Source organism: Aliiglaciecola sp. SL4, assembly GCF_041538045.1.
In the GTDB taxonomy this organism is placed as follows: domain Bacteria; phylum Pseudomonadota; class Gammaproteobacteria; order Enterobacterales; family Alteromonadaceae; genus Aliiglaciecola.
In genome coordinates this window covers 251,977-268,676 of sequence record NZ_JBGOSE010000004.1, presented here as the reverse complement: position 1 = coordinate 268,676, position 16,700 = coordinate 251,977, and the positions used below count along the sequence as shown (strand labels likewise).

Below are 16,700 nucleotides of genomic sequence, written 5' to 3'. Positions count from 1 at the left end.
CAGCTCACATCCAAGTGCCTAACCTATTTAGCTTTGCTAGCTTTAATCTTTTTGGCAATTTCCTGAAACTCGTAAGTGGGGTAAAACTCAGTTGTAAAAGATCCCCAAGCAGATTTTTCTACCGCCAAATTTAAAGTTCGCAGATCTTTAGGAGAAACACGCAAAGTAATCACCTGTCCTAACCCCATTGCCACATACCAAGACTCAATTTTCATACTCTCGGGAGGAAACGATTGCCAAAATTCGTTTTTGTCTTGGATAGCTTGTAGTTCTGACAAACTTTTGTCTTGCTGGTGTTTTAGGATCACGGTAACTAAAATGCTGTCACTATCAATACTGTAATCTTCTGCATTAGCAGCACTACTAAAGATTAAAACTAGGGTTACTAAGAAATACTTCATAATGCCTCCAAGACATGGTTAATTGCAGATTCAAAATCATCTTTTGTAGAATTAAGAATAGCAACTTATCATGCAGGGCATTGAAAAAATCGCGATACCCAGTTATTTAACTGAAATGACTAATCCCAACGCTGTTTATCTTCTTCAGAAGCACTTTCTTGGCACTCACCGACTAATTCAGTTTTATTGCGCATTTGCGAATAATCTAATTCAATATAACCATGTCGACAATAACCGGTCTCGGTCAGTTTCAGTTCTAACAAATCCATTATCTCTTGACGTTTTTCTTCATCCGAACCACCTTCATTACGCTGAACTGAACTCACTTGCGAAGAATCTTGATCAGCGTCCGGCCGTCCGCGTCCTGATTGACCTTGTCGTGATCGTCCACCACCTCCGCCTTTTTTGCCTTCACGCTTTCCTTCGCCGCGGCTGCCGCTTTGCTTATCTTGCTGATACACTATTGCGACAATAAAGCGTTTCGAACCATCGGAATGTATTTCAGTAAAAAAGTGTTCTTGCTCTTTCTGTTCCCCCTTATGTCTGCCAGCACACGCTGACAAACCAATTATTAAGAATACAATCAGAACATGATAGCGGTAGGACATAAAACGATTTCCAAAAAAGAGAATTTAAGCAAGTATGTCTGTGACCCATACCATGAAGATAGGTTCAACCTAAATATCATCTCCTCTAATCGCATGAGTAAAGCTCGTCTGAGTATGCATACCCTGCTTTAGTCTAATAGATTAACCCTTGATTTAAACTACAATGAATCTTTTTCAAGGGAAAATTTTTGAGCTTAGAATTTAAAAATGGTGATTGAAAGCTAACCCGCTGAAAGTTTTCTTCGATTACAATGTTCCTAACTAATCGGGTAAGACTTCTAACAAAACACAAACTTATATCTGATTTACATAAGAACAAAATAGGTTAAAAAAGTTGTTCTGAAAATTACCGCTTTCAAGCTTTTAATTCGCTTTCTTGAAGACCGAGGTTATGGTTTGTAAAACATTCACTATTCGAATTAAAAATAAATTTTTTACTGGGTTTTTAAGGTCATAACGATGTCTACCGCAAAGCAATTTAAGACAGCAATTCTAATTAGTATCGTGGTTGGAACAATACTTACGCTAATAAACCAAGGAGAGGCATTTTTTGGAGAAGCAGAAGTCGTTTGGTTTAAGGTAATTCTTACCTATATTGTGCCTTTTTGTGTTTCAATGTACTCAAGCAATATGGCGCGAAAAGATGCAAAATAAACATCAAAATTTAAACTTCTGGATAATTCAAATCGCCCTTTTAAAACTGGAAAGATAATGGATATATTTAATAAATTTAGTATCAATAACCGTCTACTTATTGGCTTTAGCGTTGTTATTTTACTGATGGTAATACTCACAATGGTTGGTATATATCGAGTGAATATGATCGGTAGCACCCTCACCACCATGACCAACGTCAATGTGGCTAAACAAAGGTATGCAATTAACTATCGCGGTAGCGTCCATGACCGTGCCATCGCGATTCGCGATCTGGCCACAGCTGACAATACTGATTTGGTCAAAGGCCTAATAGATGATATTGAAAAGCTAGCTGAATTTTATCGTTCATCCGACCAAAAAATGCAAACAATGCGAGCCTCTGGAACGGTTTTTAGTGGCAAAGAAAATGCAATATTGCAACAAATTGATACTCTGCAGGAGCAAACTGAAAGAGTAATTCAAAGTGTTATAAATACTAAAACAGCGCAAACAAACGCTGATGGTTTAACGTTACTGAAGAATGGCGGTAGCCAACTTTTTGTTCAGTGGCTGGCAAGTATCAACGAGTTTATTGATTTACAAGAAGCAAAAAACATATCCGCGACTCAAGAAGTTTTAAAAAATGCCTCCTCTTTTAAAACCACAATGTTAGTTCTTACCTTAAGTGCATTAGGACTGGCTATTCTAGTTGCCTATATCATCGCCAATAGTGTTAAAGCCTCACTTGGCACTGAGCCTGCCATTGCTGCAGTGTCTCTTGAGGAAATAGCCCAAGGCAATTTAGTGCAATCATTCAACACTAAACATGAGTTTAGTATGTTGGCAACAATGGCGAAGATGCAAGAACGTCTACGCAAGATAGTACTTGAGATAGCCGGGGCTTCACATGACTTAAAAGAACAGTCAACAGTCGTCACAAAAGGCTCAAAGGAAATCGTATTGCTTGCTCAAGAACAAGATCAGTTAACCGTTAGCACTCGCACCCAATTACGCGACATTAAAGAAAATATCTTGGTAGTTTCTGAAACTGCGTCCAATAACAAAGTGAATGCCAAGAAGATGGTGGAGCGCGCTAACAATGGGATAGACTCCATGTCATTGAGCGTAGAGGCCATGCAAAATGTGGCGACCACAGTTTCTCAAGCGGTAGATCAAATTAGTAAGTTAGAGGCGCTAACTAACCAAATCGGTGGAATTACCAATGTGATTAATGGCATTTCTGACCAAACTAACTTGCTTGCTCTAAATGCAGCAATAGAAGCCGCTCGCGCAGGTGAATCAGGCCGAGGATTTGCTGTGGTTGCCGACGAAGTAAGACAATTAGCGTTACGAACCGGCGAAGCCACTAGTGAAATACAATCAACCATTGAAGAAGTTCAAAGAGAAACCTCCACTGCAGTATCGGTGATGCAAAATACCTTACCGAAAGTCGAAGATGGCCAGTCAAAGACGCACAATGCAATGAATTTATTGCAGGAAATTGAAGAGAACGCCAACAATTCATTTAGTAACGCGACCATTGTTGCTGACACCGCTTCAGATCAGGTGGATGTAATAGGCACAATAAACGGGGTCATGGCACAAATTGATGAAATTAACAAAAAAACAGTGTCCTCATTAGAGCAAAACGACGCTGCAACCATTGTCTTGGATAGGCTGGCAGAAAAACTCAATAAAGAAGTCGGTTTCTTTAAAACCGCTTAACAGTTTTCGAAGCGAATGAGGCTCTTCAAGGAAAGATCTAAAAAATCAGTTAACTTGATTGGGATTCAATCCCTTAACCAAGTTAGTTGCTGTCTTGGGGGTTAACTTTTTTAATAGCCTGACGAATTGCTGTTCTAGGTACTTCGTCCAGATTCAGTACATAAGCATTGCCGCCAACACCTCGAAAAGACTCATCAGTGAATACAACAGTATTATCATCTAAGAAAGTAATCGCTTCTTTTTGGGTGACAATACCTAAATCGATGCGTGAAATATCCCCTGAAAAAAACTTATCGTCTTGATAGTTCTCGAATAGCCAGATACTGGTTGAATCCAATAAGGCTAATTGTTTTCTGTTGGGGCTTAATGCGGCAGATGTTATCCAGCATAGTTTCCCCATAGTTGTACAAGTTTTAAAAGAGCCAATTAGTTCTGCGTCAAAATTGGCCGCATGATCACCCACTTTATAAACATTGGTAATACCATCGAAAGGTTCTGTTCTATTCTTAGTAAATAAATATAAATGCCGATCAAACTCCACAAATGCTTCTAAATCGTAGTTTCTTTTATCCGGCGTTACAGGTGTGTCGTCTAATTCAGGATAGGTAAACTTAATGATTTCCGCTTCTGTAGTGTTTCCCTTTATATCAATGGGGTTTTCTATCTTGTAGATAGTCAGCCATCTACGGGAATTATCGTTATTGCCAAAATCTCCCAGAAAAAAATGACCAAAGCTATTTTGGGTCATATCTTCCCAATCAATGTTCTTGGCATTGGTTACTAAGATCTCTTTGGCAATAGAACCGTCTGCTGTAATTTGGTAGAGCTTCGGATCATCTCCACTATCATTTATGGCCCATAAACGCCCTCTTTTATCTATCTCAATACCTGAAATCTCATGGAGTTTAGGATCAATATCAATATGTTTTTTACTGTAGAGAGTGTAAATAGATGAGCAAATTATTATTACTGCAATGATTACTGATACGGTAATCAATTGCCAAATACTACGTTTCAACATGAATTTTTTGCTATACCTAACAATATTTTGGCGCAAGTATCACCTATGCGTGATACAAAAAAAAGCAAATTACGCTATTCCTAATTATTCCACTACTGTTGCACTGGAAAAAGAGTTGGAACGAACCTCAACAGATCATTTAGGTTGAATTCGCCACTCTTCCCCACATATCTATAATGATGTGGCATTTATGTGTTTTGCGTGCTAGTGGTGAATCCTCGAACACACAAAGAGCCCACTAAGGCTAGTAGATAGAGGAGTAAAAATGACTGTATTAATATTGCTAGGCGTTTTGTTAATTAGCCTGTTGGTTGTAATTCCACTGCTTGAACGTTCAAATTTCAGATTATCTTCGCAACAAATGTCTAAAATGAGTCGCTGGATATTGCCTTTGTTAGTGGTGATGGTAGTGATTCAGTTGATAATGTATTACACATAAAATAAGCAATAATAGCTCTCCAGCTATTGCCATTGTTGCAACTCCGGCTCATAGTAAAAAGCGATAGCGGCAGTTTAAAATTCAATCTAGTAGCCATGAATACCACTTTATAATTCTTCAAAAACTCGTACTGAGTCAAGCACTCAAGTATATACCCCTCATCAATCAAGGTACTGTCAAAGTTAATTTTTAAAGACAATTTTTATGTCTATTTGTTCCATTATATTCACTATCAATCCACAAATAGGAATTGATATCATTCGCGTTTGTGTTAACATCCTCTTCCACACGATTTAGTTAAACTATTTTTTCAGGACTTTTCATGCAATTTAACCAGATTTTCATTGGCGTTAGCTTAGGGCTAATGTCACTATCAAGTGCAGCTCAGACACCGGACTCGAGCAGTAGTGAAAACGATCTTGAAATCATTAGCGTAAATGGTACTTACTTTAACGACTACCAAGTGCAGGATGCTTCTGGTGCTATGCGCAGCAACATTCCACTATTGGAAACCGCGCAAGCAGTAACGGTCATTCCCGACACTATTATTAATGAGCAGTTAGCTACTACACTGGGTGAAGTGCTTAACAATGACGCAAGTTTATCTCCAGGTACTAAACAGCGTAATCGTGAAGTTTTCAGTTCTAGAGGGTTTGAATTAAGTTCATCTACTGGTTATTTGCGTGACGGACATCAGCACTGGTCTCATTATCAACAACCAATTGAAACCTTATCCCGTGTGGAAGTAATCAAAGGCCCTTCAAGTATTTTATACGGACAATCTGCACCAGGTGGCCTGATCAACATGGTCACTAAACAGCCAACTAAATCACGTTTTCTAGAAGTAACAGCGGATACCGATCAACTTGGTTCTACTCGCTTCATGCTCGATGCTGGTGGCGAAATCATGGCAGATACTAACTACCGTGCAGTTATCGTTAAACAAGACGTAAACTTTGATCGCGATTATCAAAATGCTGAGACCCGTGAACGTGACCGTTTCTTAGGTTTCCTTGTGTTAGAACATCAGTTTAGCGACGATTTTGTACTTAATGCCTACTATGATCGTACCAATGATAAAGCAGGTTTAGACACTGGCGCATGGCTCGATAGCAATGGTGATATTGTTAGCGAAAAGCACACGATTAATGACTTTTCGTGGGCATTTACTGATATCACAGTAGAAAATATTGGCGTTAAGTTAACCTATTTCATCAACCCAGAATGGGAAGTAAAACTTGGTTATAACGAGCAAACCTTTGAACGTCAACGCTTCGAATCATCACCTAGTTTACCCTCAGGTTATCAAACAGGTGATAGTTATAACTCGAACCCTTACGATCGTTTTGATGACTGGCAATTTAAAACGGCATTTATCGATTTAAATGGTGAAGTGAACATCGGTGGTGTTGAACATAATCTATTATTTGGTGCTAACGGCTTAGATTATTACTACGGTCAATTAATTGAACGAGGCGACGCTCTTACCTTCACGCCAGGTGATATTGAACCAACAGTCCCAGATCTTGATTATCACAGAGATGAAACTCTCAGTACCACTGAATACGATTATTATGGGGTTTATTTCCAAGACTTAATGACCTTTAGTGAACAATGGCAAGTAGCCATTGGCGGTCGTTACGACAAACAAAACCGAGAAGGGGCTGATAACGAGTCATTATTACCTAAAGTTGGTGTGCTTTATCACCCAGCTGAAAACAGTACTATCTATGTTAATTATTCAGAAGGTTTTGAGCCTCAATCAAGTGAAACTATTGAAAATGAGTTAGATAGAAACTTCGGTATGGAAATTGATGCAACCACCTCTAAGCAAATTGAGATAGGCGCTAAGTGGGAAGTATCAGATCGTTTGTTAATCAATACCGCTATTTTCAATATTGAAAAATCAGGTACGTTAATTTCTGAGCAATTGAACGACGACCCAGATTATGAAACTGTGACTACCCAGTCTGGTTTGCAAACACATAAGGGCTTTGAAATATCTGCCCAAGGAGCGGTTACCGACAAGTGGTTTGTAATGACTTCTGCAATGTATTTACATGCTGAATATGAAGTTGATGAAACTTTTCAAGGTAACACTCCTGCCGATGCGCCAAAATGGTCTGCTTCAATTTGGTCTCGTTACGAAGTGAATGAAAAACTCGCGCTTAATGCCGGTGTTTTCTATCAAGGCGAACGTTTTGCCAACAATGCCAATACTGTAAGCAAAGATGGTTATGCTCGTGTTGATGTAGGTGCAACTTACCGCACTCACTTAATGGGTAAAAACGTCGATTTTCGTTTGAACATTGAAAACCTTTTAGATGAAGATTATCTAGCAGGTGGTGGCACTAATAACGTCACTATCGGTGATGGTGCTACTGCAAGACTTGCAGTTAAAGCATCTTTCTAAACTAAAAACACTTGCCCTCTTTGGTTGAGCTACGCGGTTCAACTAAAGAGAGCGATCAATAGTTTGTCAATACAGCCTAAAAGCCCATCCTTTTTTTCCATTTTAAATATCTGTTTATAATAGTAATTTCATTTTTTAAAAGTTCATTGAATCGAATTTGATTAGCTTGTAATCTAAGAATCGATTGTTCGAGTAACAAACCTAGAATTAGCTACTACCTAAGTTGATATCAACTTTTCCAAAGCAATTTAATGATTAAAACTCAAGTTGTAACCCTAAAATGAAAAGTTATTATCTACTATCAATTTTGCGATCCTTTTGCTTGCTCACAGTACTTTTTGGCCCCGCGTCTTTTCACAGTTATGCAAAAGACAGTTATCAGATTAACGCAAACCTAGAAGAGTCAATTAGGTGGTATACCGGTGAAACGGGAAAAGTGGATGATCCTAAAACTAAAACCGCACTTGGCAGATTGAACCGAATAGAACGCTTAAATCGATAACAAAGCACTAAGCCAAGGGTCAAAAACTACTTGGCCGCGCATAAATTGTTTAATCATTTAAAGCTGCCACTTCCGCTTTTAATTTAGGTGCTGCAAAATCGAGAAAGCTTTTCATTTTTTGTGGCATATATTTTCTGGTTTTATGAAGCAGATGCACAGCTAAGCCCAGTGTGAATGAATAAACGAAACTGCAACAAATCTGCCCCGCAGCATAAACCTGCGGGGTCAGAGCCACTGCTTTTAGTTAAATCCCATCAGCTTTCGCAGATACCGTTTTTTCACTTACATTGTCAAAAGCTAAAGGTTTAGCCTAGTTCGCAATCATGCTGGCGGTTTTTGGGTTACTTAATAACTCTTCAAATACTTGCCAACGTTTATCGATGTTGGTTGCCGTACCTCCATTTGATATTACATAGTCCGCCACCAAGTCTTTACCAAGGTTGTAATTGATAACATAACTTCGATACTTGTCGATAAAACGGGTTCTTTGCACGGCTTTTTCTGGTGTGTACAGCTGATATCTTTGCATTAACTTTGCAGCTTCATCTCTGGTAAGCATGCCATTCAAGTATTGTCTTGCTGCTTCATTTCCAGCATAAGTTAATTTTCCATATAGCTCACTAACCTTGTAATACAAGTCAGCCTTACTTACATCCAAACCAGCCAATGGAAACAGCACTTCTTTTTCATAGGTAAGTCGAGACTCTCCTGGAAAAGCAACCTCAATCCCATAGTTAGCACTACCTTCGGCAATCAAAGACTGAGGCGAAAATAATTGATAAACAGAAAATTCCATCCATTGATTTTCGTTCACTAATTTTTGCTCTAACAATGCATTGTATACATGATGCCCTGGGTAACCTTCGTGGGCCGCCAGATCAATGGCACGACTGATGTAAATGGGCAAATCGGTGTTAATTTGGATAAGACTTTGTGCGTTACCTTGATAGTAATTATATCCACTCCAGGCTTTATCGGTGACAAATTCCAATTCAAAGTTTTCGTTTTTAGGTAAAGTGATTTTCGTTAAAGTACGTTTTCGTGCCTCTGCGATAGCGGTTTTAAAAACGATTTCTAACTTATCTTTGGGGATAATAAATTGGTTAGTAAAATCTGTATAACGCTCACTTAAAGTCCCTTCTCCCGGTAATAAACTGTTCAACTCAGTAAGTAAAGTATCAAAATAGGCGAGCTCAAACTTAGGTGGCGCAGCGTCGTATAACAATCTAGCTTCTTCATCGAAACTATACTTCACTCCAGCTAACATATTTATCTTAGTTTTGATTGCAAGCAGTTGTTTTTCTAACATTAATTTGCGAGCTTGTTGATCTTTTGGTACTGCATTGGGTGCAAGTGCTTCAAGTTCGAGAATTAATTTTTCGGCTTTAGCACTGAGCTCGTCGCCAGGAAAACTAGCACCTTCTTGTAATGCTTTCGGCTTAAGCTCTTCTGGTCCGTAATAGGCATCAACAATATCACCGTCGAACTGTCCTGCTTGCAATACCAACTTCACATAATCTGTCGCGATACTGTTTAGATTGCGTTGTACCGTCATATTTTTTACATCTTGGTTAGTTTTGGTTGAGTTGTTTTCAGTGGTGGAATTACAGCCAAATAAACTGGCGATGAGAACAACCAGAATGAATGATTTTTTCAATCTATCTTCCTTAAATCAGTGAGGTACGTAAGCAAAAATGACAATTAATATCATATTGCCACAAGTAGCTTTGTAAATTGTTGAGATAACAGAACCTGAACCACTACAATATAAAAGTGAATTTAACCAACAAACGGCTAGCAAAGCAAAACCTTCACATAAAATACAGCTTACAGCGTTTTATGCCATCGTATGTTTACATTCCCACAAACAGCATAATTTTCAGTGTCTTAATGGTTGGCTTTGTCGCCCCAAATTTCTTCTAATCGTTGATCTCGACCGCAATTCCAGCGATATATTTTATAACGTATAGGGCTCTTTTTATAAAAATCCTGATGGCCAACTTCTTTCCCTTTAATGGGATAAAACTGCGTAGCTGCTAATATGGGAGTCACGACTTTTTGCTCGGGAAACTTGGCTTGTACCGCTGTTTTCGATTTTTCAGCAATGGCTTTTTCCTCTTCATTTGCCACAAAAATGGCACTTAAATAACTGTGACCTTTATCACAGAACTGTCCTTGAGCATCGAAAGGATCTATATTCACCCAGTAATGAGCCAAAATTTGTCGATAGCTAACAACATTGGGATCATAGGTAATTTTCACGGCTTCATAATGGCCATTATGATTACCGTTGTAGGTGGGATTTGGCGTTTCACCGCCGGTGAAACCCGATACTACATCGCTTACACCATCCAACTTTTCAAAATCAGACTCCATACACCAAAAACAACCACCAGCTAAGATGGTTTCATCAGCTTGTACATTAGCGCTAAAAATCGACACACTGAATATCAGCGCAGACACAAAAGATTTCATAGACATCCTTAAATTAACAACAACACGCCCACTAAAATATGACGTTAGTGAATAGAGAACGTGAAAGCAGCATATTAATTTCATGAACATGTGGCTCGAAAAATCGAATTCACAAATGTTTTATTGGAAAGACAAAAGAGTGCTCGGTTAAACTTGGGTAGCTAACTTCAGGGAAAAACAGATACACAACAATTAAAGTAGACGGTTAATTTAACGTTCACTTAAAACAAGTCTTAACGCTAATCCGGCAAACACCGTCCCTGCAACACGATTCATCACCACTTGCGCTTTACTCGAGCCTTTTAACCAGTCTCCTAGAAAACCTGCAAACCAAGCTATTAGGCTGAAAACAACAAGAGCGGTAATGATAAAAACACCGCCAAAAACTATAATCTGAAGAGTAACTGAACCTCGATTGGGATCGGCAAACTGAGGAAGAAAAGCAAGAAAAAATATCGCTACTTTAGGATTGGTGATATTCATAATAATGCCCCGTGAATAAAGTTGTTGCCAAGCCAACTTGGTATTTCCTTTTGCTTCGAATCGAGTTGAGCCAGCTCGAAAAGCCTGAAACGCTAAATACAATAGATAAACAGCGCCGACGATTTTAAGAATATTGAATGCCAGTGCAGAAGTTTGAAAAATAACAGCGACCCCCAGTGAAACTGCTGCTGTATGAACAAATAACCCAGTACACAACCCTAATGTCACTAAAATCCCCGCTTTGCGACCATTTAAGGCAGATTGGGTTAACACAAAGATATTGTCTGGGCCTGGAGCAAAAGAAAGTGCCACAGAAGCAGCCAAAAACATCAATATCGTTTCAATGGGTATCATCTATTCTTTCTCTCTCGCGCCATCAGCATCACATCCAGACTAGAGTACCTAGACGTTCCAATACTGTAAACAGGAACTGAGAATTCTGCGGGGTCAGAGCCGTTAATTTCACTCCGTAACTTGCTCAACCAGCGGGATCTGACCCCGCAGGTTTTTTAAGTTTTGAACGGGTTTAGCGATTTACGCTGTGGCAATTGGTGCAAGCTCCAGACACTTTGCCAGCCAAATAATAGCTAGGTTTTTCTAAAGATGCGGCAACTCGAGCATTGTCTACTTTACTTACAAAGTCGCGCATATAGTCTTGCAGAAAAGGGTGACTGGCTCCTGCATCTCCTGCGCGCAATCCAGAAGCTATCTTTTCAATCTTCTGCAAAGTCGTTAGTACTTGCTGTTGTTGCTTAGCAAAACCGACACTTTGTGGCTCATGTTGCTGGCTTAACGCAAACTCCAATATACGCATTTGTTGCGCCAGACGATCCATATCTGAACGTAGCTGCGACGGCTCCACATATTTGAAATCAGGTGGGTAGGTTACTTTTCTGAGATTAGCGGCCATCTGACTGGAGCAGCCCTGAATCAACATCACACCCAAAAATAACAGGGAAATAGAGAATACAAATAACCCTTTGTGCATTTTCATTTTTAAGCCGCCTTTTCTTGATTAAAAATTAGCAAACACTAAAGTGCCTTTTCAGTCGCGTTTATTTGCGCAAAAAGTTCATCTTTTAGTATCACTCGTTGTTTTTTTAATGTTTCTAAATAGTCATCTGATACAGCCTCATTCTGTTCCTCAATATGGTGGATCTCTTTATTCACATCATGGTACTGGTCAAATTGTTTCGCAAAATGACTATCGTTCATTTTAAGATGACGAATAGTGTGTTTATGCTCAGGAAAATCGTTATTAAGAGTATGTTTTTCTAACTGCATGCTAAATCTACCTTATGTTTATCGCTCTAATTGGATAACTTCAGTGTACTGCTTAGGTAGTCTTACATATTGATCTAGGTCAGGTTTAGGGTGATAAAACGCTGAACTTAGAGCGCTGCTAATTTCCTAGGTATGCAACCTGCTTGTGGCAATGACATTTGATTTAATTAATTGTAGTCGAATTATAGAATAGTGCTGGTGACAACTGAATTTGACCGCCACTACGCAGTGCCGGAAATTTTATCTACAAACAACAGGTCTAATATATTGATAGTACAAAAGCTATTAGGGTGACAACTTACTCATAGCTAACCAATTGACACTGTCCTATATGCATGGAGTAACCAAATATTGTGAACAATACGGAGATTCAAATTGGCTTACCATGCGTATATGAGCAATTGTGTTTTTGGTCTGGAGTAGGAATCGCTGCTTTATTTGTTGGCATAATAGCGGCAATCGTTGTTTCTGTTTGGCGAGATAAAATAAAACAGCGGAAAAAGCGCGAAAAGCGGTTAAGGCAACGAAAAAGCATGTTGCAATAGTTAACAGTGCGTTTTTCTGATCAACGAGTTTTCCGCCACGGTTTTTCAGGTTACTTAAGTGCTGGTTGTAAATATACAGTACCTTCTTTCATCACAAAAACAACGTTCTCAAGTAAACTGATGTCATCTAATGGGTTGCCTTTGATCGCGACTATGTCGGCCATTTTCCCTTCTTCGATGCTGCCAAATAGCTGTTCTTGCTGGAGAAGCTTCGCCGAGTTGATAGTAGCTGCTTGTAGGGCTTGCAATGGTGTCATACCAAACTCTAGCATTCGCGAAAACTGTTTGGCGTTGTCACCATGGGGGTAAACCCCTGCGTCGCTGCCAAATACCATATTGACGCCCGCCTTTACTGCTTTTCTGAAGTTTTCACGCTGCTTTTTACCTACTGTACGTTCCTTCGCTAAACTTTCTTCTAATATGCCTGCGTTTTTGCCTTCACTTAGAATAAATTCAGTAACGTAGATATCCATAGAAAAGTAAGTTCCGTTTTTCTTGGCCAAAGAAATAGCCTCATCATTTATAAAGCTAGCATGCTCTATTGAATCCACTCCTGCCTTTATTGCACTAATGATGCCTTCCGTACCGTGTGCGTGAGCCGCCACTGTTAATCCGCGCATGTGCGCTTCGTCGACTATGGCTTGCATTTCTTCAAGCGTATATTGCTGAACGCCGACTTTGGTGCCTTTAGATAACACACCACCTGTAGCGCAAAACTTAATCACCGTTGCGCCATATTTAATATTCTCACGTACTTTTTTGCGCACTCCCCAAGGACCATCTGCTACGCCATCGGCTGTCACTTTATATTCAGCAGGCAACAAATTGTTGTCACAATGCCCACCGGTAACACCCAAAGAGCTTCCTGCGACAAACATCCGTGGCCCTTCAATGTCGCCATCATTAATCGCGTCGCGCAGTGCCACGTCAGAAAAACCCGGTGCGCCTAAGTTTCGTACTGTGGTGAACCCTGCCAATAAGGTTGCTTTAGCGTGTTTAACCCCAACCAATGTCACTCGGGGTAAAGACGACGCTAAACCAGCGTAACCATGTTTTTGCGGGTCGATAGTAAGATGCACGTGCATATCAGTCAGTCCGGGTACCAATGTATGACCGCTCAAATCGACGGTATTTTGCGGCAATGGGGCACGCTTATTGGCAGTGATTTTGACAATTTTACCGTCTTGAATTTCTAATAACGGACGCGTGACCAGTTTACCGGTTTTAACATTCACAAAGGCATCTGCATAAACAAACTGAGTGTCTGCAATGGCCAGAGTATTTAACGAAAATACGCCAAAAACAGAAAATAACATGCTGCGAATGAGCTGAAATCCTTTCATACCTTAGATCCCTTTTATGAGTGTGATTGTACTTTTACTATACAATTTTTTATGAAAACAATACAAATGGATAATTACGAAACGCCAAATAGCCTAACAGATTCTGCTTACTTTCTTTTTAATGCAAAGTGCTTATTTCTCAATTAAATAATCAGAATCCAGTGACCAAACGTTATTTCCGAGTCTTTTCAACGGCCGTTCTTTTGAACCAGGTTCGGCATTAAATAAGACCAGGTTGATAAGGTCAGAGCCGTTGATTTCACTCCGTAACTTGTTCAATCAGCGGGATCTGCCCCCGCAGGTTTTTCAAGTTTTGTACGGGTTTAGCGATGTTATTAGATGCTATTTAGTTTAGTCAAAAATCAGCAAAGTACTGACTGTATTTCGTAAAAATCTCAATGGCTTGATTTGAAGTGGCTCAGTTGAATTAATTTAACGTGAGCCACATTCACATAATATTAGTCGTCTGTTTTTTCATCGACTAGCGCATTTATATTCCCCCCGTCTTTGTGCTGTGGACTCAAATTGACCGATTAATTACAGGTAATACATTACTGAATTACGCTATTTGTAAGCCTTATTAAGTTCTTTTCAAATTGCAAAACTTCTTTGCTTTTGCAGTCCATGGTTTTAATTGACTGGTCAAGACCAGCTAGGATATGCCCGCTCTTTTCCAGTGTGAGGAGGCTATCTAAAAAATCGGCAAACTCACCACTAGTAGGGCCGCAGAACCTTTCACATAGTTCAACAAACTCAGGGTTTACACGATACACCTTGCCTATTTTAATGCCGCCAGCACTACCCGCGTAGTTGCCCATTTGGTCTTGATAGTCGATCACGCGAGTTGTAGTGCGGGTATCGACTACTTTGGTTCCTTCACGAAAACAAGCATCCTGACGATTGCCTGTGAGTTTAGACTTACTTATCGCGAAGCGACTAAAGTCATAAATGTATTTGCTGATCAAAAGTATTGGGAACTTCATCTTTACATCAACATTTTTGCCACCATTGAATCCTGCCTCAGCAGCCAGGTTAAAAAACCGTTGAAGCTCGGCAGTTCCCGCCTGTTTGGCATACTCAGCTTCCAATTGTTGATTTATTTGAGCAATCTTTTGAGTGTCGTAGCGATATATAGCATCTAGATACACACCTCCGAGCATTGAACAATAAGGTGAGGAGTCACAGGTTCCAAATACTCGCTGATTAATCTTCATGCGTGCATATGATTTAGCTTTTTTGCTCATATTATGTGAAGTGATGGATACCGAGCCAACATAATTAAGACTAAACAGCATGGACTCCCACCGGTTAACTGAACCTCGTTCATAAAAATGTAGTTCTACAGCCATAAAACGTTTGCAGTGCTCGCGCACTCTTGGCATCACCTCTTGACTAACAAATCCTTCAAATCCAATTTTATCATTGCCTTTATAATTGGCCTTAACCCATTCATCACGCTCATCTATGGTGCTATCGAACTCTGCATCGACGTGAGCTATAGAGCCGTAACAAAAGGGATCATTGTGAGGATAGAGCGTGATAGGACCGATTTTGCCAAGGACTTTATCTACGCGGTTTAGCTGTTTTAGGGGTGTTAGTGCGTCAATACCTTCCTCGCCGAGTGCGGTACGAGCGGCACCTGACGGATTGTACTGGGTGCGAGTGACTATCCCATCACGATAGCGAAACACAAAGTTATCAAAGTCGTAGTACCCAAAAGAATCTGACCAATCTTGCATAGACAGGCGAATGTTATAGTTTGTCCGAAAACCTTCTGCTCCAGAGCATGCTTTTTCGATAGCAGGGATAACCTGTTGAAGCACAAATTGTTCGAGATTCGGTTTGAACAACTCTACTCGTTGTTGCGGGCTGAGCTTATGCTCTACCCGCACAGGGATCGTTTTGGGAAAACGTCCTTTATTTTCCAACTTACACCAACCGGACAACGAACCATTATCGTAAGGCATAAGTTTTAATTTATCAGTTTGGAGAAGAATGTGTTCAATAGCTTTACTCTGGGCGGCAACGAGTGCAGGAAATAACAGCAAGAAAAGTGAAAAGGCCATAAGGAACTTTTCAGTTCTGATGGCGCTATGCCTTCCCAAACCATACTTTTGTGAACTATTTTGAGAGGTTGTCATGGGTTAGGCTCCTTGAAGGATAAGGACTTCAGTTGCTATATAAGGAATAGCAGAAAACCCCTGATTGGTCTAGCCGCGTACGGTTCAAGCTTCAAATGACAATGAGTAAAACGCAATGGCAAATAAATATTGGATGCAATTATGCTTTGAGCAAGAAGAACACTTTGGGGGACTATTAACTCATATTTGTTTGTTCGACATTGCGAACATTCCTAGAAATCTGCCCCGCAGCTGGGTTAGTTGGCCTTATTTTTTAGTTTGATTGCGCCTATCAGCTTTCTAATTATTCCGTCGCCAAAGTACTAATATCCATATATTGTTGCTGTCGAAAAGTTCGAATACAAATAAATAATAGTGCCATCGTGTTCAACCCGGCCTGAGTGTTGATGTTTTCATTCGCTCGCGCTCTCACCTTTGTTTTTCGGATTCGCATTAGTACCCTGAATTCTATGGGCACTAATACAAAATGCGAACAATAAGAGCAGCGGGTTGATAATAAAGTTGCGGTTTTATTTTACAAATGAAGTTAAAAAGCGACAAACCATGGCGCAAGCACTGCCTGCTCCATTTTTCATGAGCCTAGTGGGCAATAGTGGATTAAACTGAATATTGTGTTTACAGAGCTGAAACAAAACTGAGAGACGGCATAGTGCCAATTGCGGGCCTTGGTTACTAGTTTCTTAA

At 39.9% G+C, this 16,700-nt stretch carries 15 protein-coding genes; 5 read left to right on the top strand and 10 right to left on the bottom strand.

Features of this window, described 5'->3' with window-relative positions:
* Positions 1-23: 23 nt before the first annotated feature.
* Both AB6T38_RS08280 and AB6T38_RS08275 read right to left on the bottom strand, forming a co-directional pair.
* Positions 24-401 (bottom strand): hypothetical protein, encoded by a 378-nt coding sequence (locus tag AB6T38_RS08280; protein WP_372546847.1) that lies wholly within the window; start codon positions 399-401, stop codon positions 24-26.
* A gap of 119 nt (positions 402-520) precedes the next feature.
* Positions 521-1,009, bottom strand: a complete 489-nt coding sequence (locus AB6T38_RS08275; RefSeq protein ID WP_372546846.1) for a hypothetical protein — start codon at positions 1,007-1,009, stop codon at positions 521-523.
* Positions 1,010-1,468: 459 nt separating this feature from the next.
* Between AB6T38_RS08275 and nrtS the strand changes: the two genes are divergently transcribed.
* Positions 1,469-1,663, top strand: a complete 195-nt coding sequence (gene nrtS, locus AB6T38_RS08270; RefSeq protein ID WP_372546845.1) for a nitrate/nitrite transporter NrtS — start codon at positions 1,469-1,471, stop codon at positions 1,661-1,663.
* Between the two features lie 57 nt (positions 1,664-1,720).
* The gene (locus tag AB6T38_RS08265) at positions 1,721-3,370 is read left to right on the top strand and encodes a methyl-accepting chemotaxis protein (RefSeq protein WP_372546844.1); all 1,650 of its coding nucleotides are present in this window, start codon (positions 1,721-1,723) and stop codon (positions 3,368-3,370) included.
* 82 nt (positions 3,371-3,452) lie between these two features.
* Here AB6T38_RS08265 and AB6T38_RS08260 read toward each other — a convergent pair whose 3' ends face one another.
* A complete protein-coding gene (locus AB6T38_RS08260; protein ID WP_372546843.1) occupies positions 3,453-4,391 on the bottom strand; it encodes a hypothetical protein in 939 nt (312 codons plus the stop codon).
* Positions 4,392-4,656: 265 nt separating this feature from the next.
* Here AB6T38_RS08260 and AB6T38_RS08255 point away from each other — a divergent pair, with 265 nt between their 5' ends.
* The 3 genes from AB6T38_RS08255 (at position 4,657) to AB6T38_RS08245 (ending at position 7,745) form a co-directional block, all read left to right on the top strand.
* Positions 4,657-4,830, top strand: coding sequence for a hypothetical protein (locus AB6T38_RS08255; protein WP_372546842.1), 174 nt, complete (start codon positions 4,657-4,659; stop codon positions 4,828-4,830).
* Between the two features lie 322 nt (positions 4,831-5,152).
* The gene (locus AB6T38_RS08250) at positions 5,153-7,243 is read left to right on the top strand and encodes a TonB-dependent receptor (protein WP_372546841.1); all 2,091 of its coding nucleotides are present in this window, start codon (positions 5,153-5,155) and stop codon (positions 7,241-7,243) included.
* A 280-nt stretch (positions 7,244-7,523) separates the two neighbouring features.
* Positions 7,524-7,745: a hypothetical protein gene (locus AB6T38_RS08245; RefSeq protein ID WP_372546840.1), complete on the top strand. Its 222-nt coding sequence runs from the start codon at positions 7,524-7,526 to the stop codon at positions 7,743-7,745.
* A gap of 310 nt (positions 7,746-8,055) precedes the next feature.
* Here the strand turns inward: AB6T38_RS08245 and AB6T38_RS08240 are convergent, their stop codons facing one another.
* The 7 genes from AB6T38_RS08240 to AB6T38_RS08210 form a co-directional block, all read right to left on the bottom strand.
* Complete coding sequence (locus AB6T38_RS08240; protein WP_372546839.1) at positions 8,056-9,402, bottom strand: hypothetical protein; 1,347 nt, start codon at positions 9,400-9,402, stop codon at positions 8,056-8,058.
* Positions 9,403-9,632: 230 nt separating this feature from the next.
* Positions 9,633-10,220, bottom strand: a complete 588-nt coding sequence (msrA, locus tag AB6T38_RS08235) for a peptide-methionine (S)-S-oxide reductase MsrA (protein ID WP_372546838.1) — start codon at positions 10,218-10,220, stop codon at positions 9,633-9,635.
* A gap of 210 nt (positions 10,221-10,430) precedes the next feature.
* Positions 10,431-11,057, bottom strand: coding sequence for a LysE family translocator (locus tag AB6T38_RS08230; RefSeq protein ID WP_372546837.1), 627 nt, complete (start codon positions 11,055-11,057; stop codon positions 10,431-10,433).
* A gap of 172 nt (positions 11,058-11,229) precedes the next feature.
* Positions 11,230-11,697, bottom strand: a complete 468-nt coding sequence (locus AB6T38_RS08225) for a hypothetical protein (protein WP_372546836.1) — start codon at positions 11,695-11,697, stop codon at positions 11,230-11,232.
* Between the two features lie 38 nt (positions 11,698-11,735).
* A complete protein-coding gene (locus AB6T38_RS08220) occupies positions 11,736-11,987 on the bottom strand; it encodes a YdcH family protein (RefSeq protein WP_372546835.1) in 252 nt (83 codons plus the stop codon).
* Between the two features lie 595 nt (positions 11,988-12,582).
* Entirely contained in the window at positions 12,583-13,848 is a 1,266-nt protein-coding gene (locus tag AB6T38_RS08215; RefSeq protein WP_372546941.1) for an amidohydrolase family protein, read from the bottom strand.
* A gap of 578 nt (positions 13,849-14,426) precedes the next feature.
* The gene (locus AB6T38_RS08210; RefSeq protein WP_372546834.1) at positions 14,427-16,016 is read right to left on the bottom strand and encodes a hypothetical protein; all 1,590 of its coding nucleotides are present in this window, start codon (positions 16,014-16,016) and stop codon (positions 14,427-14,429) included.
* Positions 16,017-16,700 lie beyond the last annotated feature (684 nt).

Excerpts from the sequence above, each read along its gene's own strand:
- AB6T38_RS08280 (WP_372546847.1), bottom strand. The coding sequence starts at position 401 with ATGAAGTATTTCTTAGTAACCCTAGTTTTAATCTTTAGTAGTGCTGCT.
- AB6T38_RS08275 (WP_372546846.1), bottom strand. The coding sequence starts at position 1,009 with ATGTCCTACCGCTATCATGTTCTGATTGTATTCTTAATAATTGGTTTG.
- nrtS (WP_372546845.1), top strand. The coding sequence starts at position 1,469 with ATGTCTACCGCAAAGCAATTTAAGACAGCAATTCTAATTAGTATCGTG.
- AB6T38_RS08265 (WP_372546844.1), top strand. The coding sequence starts at position 1,721 with ATGGATATATTTAATAAATTTAGTATCAATAACCGTCTACTTATTGGC.
- AB6T38_RS08260 (WP_372546843.1), bottom strand. The coding sequence starts at position 4,391 with ATGTTGAAACGTAGTATTTGGCAATTGATTACCGTATCAGTAATCATT.
- AB6T38_RS08255 (WP_372546842.1), top strand. The coding sequence starts at position 4,657 with ATGACTGTATTAATATTGCTAGGCGTTTTGTTAATTAGCCTGTTGGTT.
- AB6T38_RS08250 (WP_372546841.1), top strand. The coding sequence starts at position 5,153 with ATGCAATTTAACCAGATTTTCATTGGCGTTAGCTTAGGGCTAATGTCA.
- AB6T38_RS08245 (WP_372546840.1), top strand. The coding sequence starts at position 7,524 with ATGAAAAGTTATTATCTACTATCAATTTTGCGATCCTTTTGCTTGCTC.
- msrA (WP_372546838.1), bottom strand. The coding sequence starts at position 10,220 with ATGAAATCTTTTGTGTCTGCGCTGATATTCAGTGTGTCGATTTTTAGC.
- AB6T38_RS08230 (WP_372546837.1), bottom strand. The coding sequence starts at position 11,057 with ATGATACCCATTGAAACGATATTGATGTTTTTGGCTGCTTCTGTGGCA.
- AB6T38_RS08225 (WP_372546836.1), bottom strand. The coding sequence starts at position 11,697 with ATGAAAATGCACAAAGGGTTATTTGTATTCTCTATTTCCCTGTTATTT.
- AB6T38_RS08220 (WP_372546835.1), bottom strand. The coding sequence starts at position 11,987 with ATGCAGTTAGAAAAACATACTCTTAATAACGATTTTCCTGAGCATAAA.
- AB6T38_RS08215 (WP_372546941.1), bottom strand. The coding sequence starts at position 13,848 with ATGTTATTTTCTGTTTTTGGCGTATTTTCGTTAAATACTCTGGCCATT.
- AB6T38_RS08210 (WP_372546834.1), bottom strand. The coding sequence starts at position 16,016 with ATGACAACCTCTCAAAATAGTTCACAAAAGTATGGTTTGGGAAGGCAT.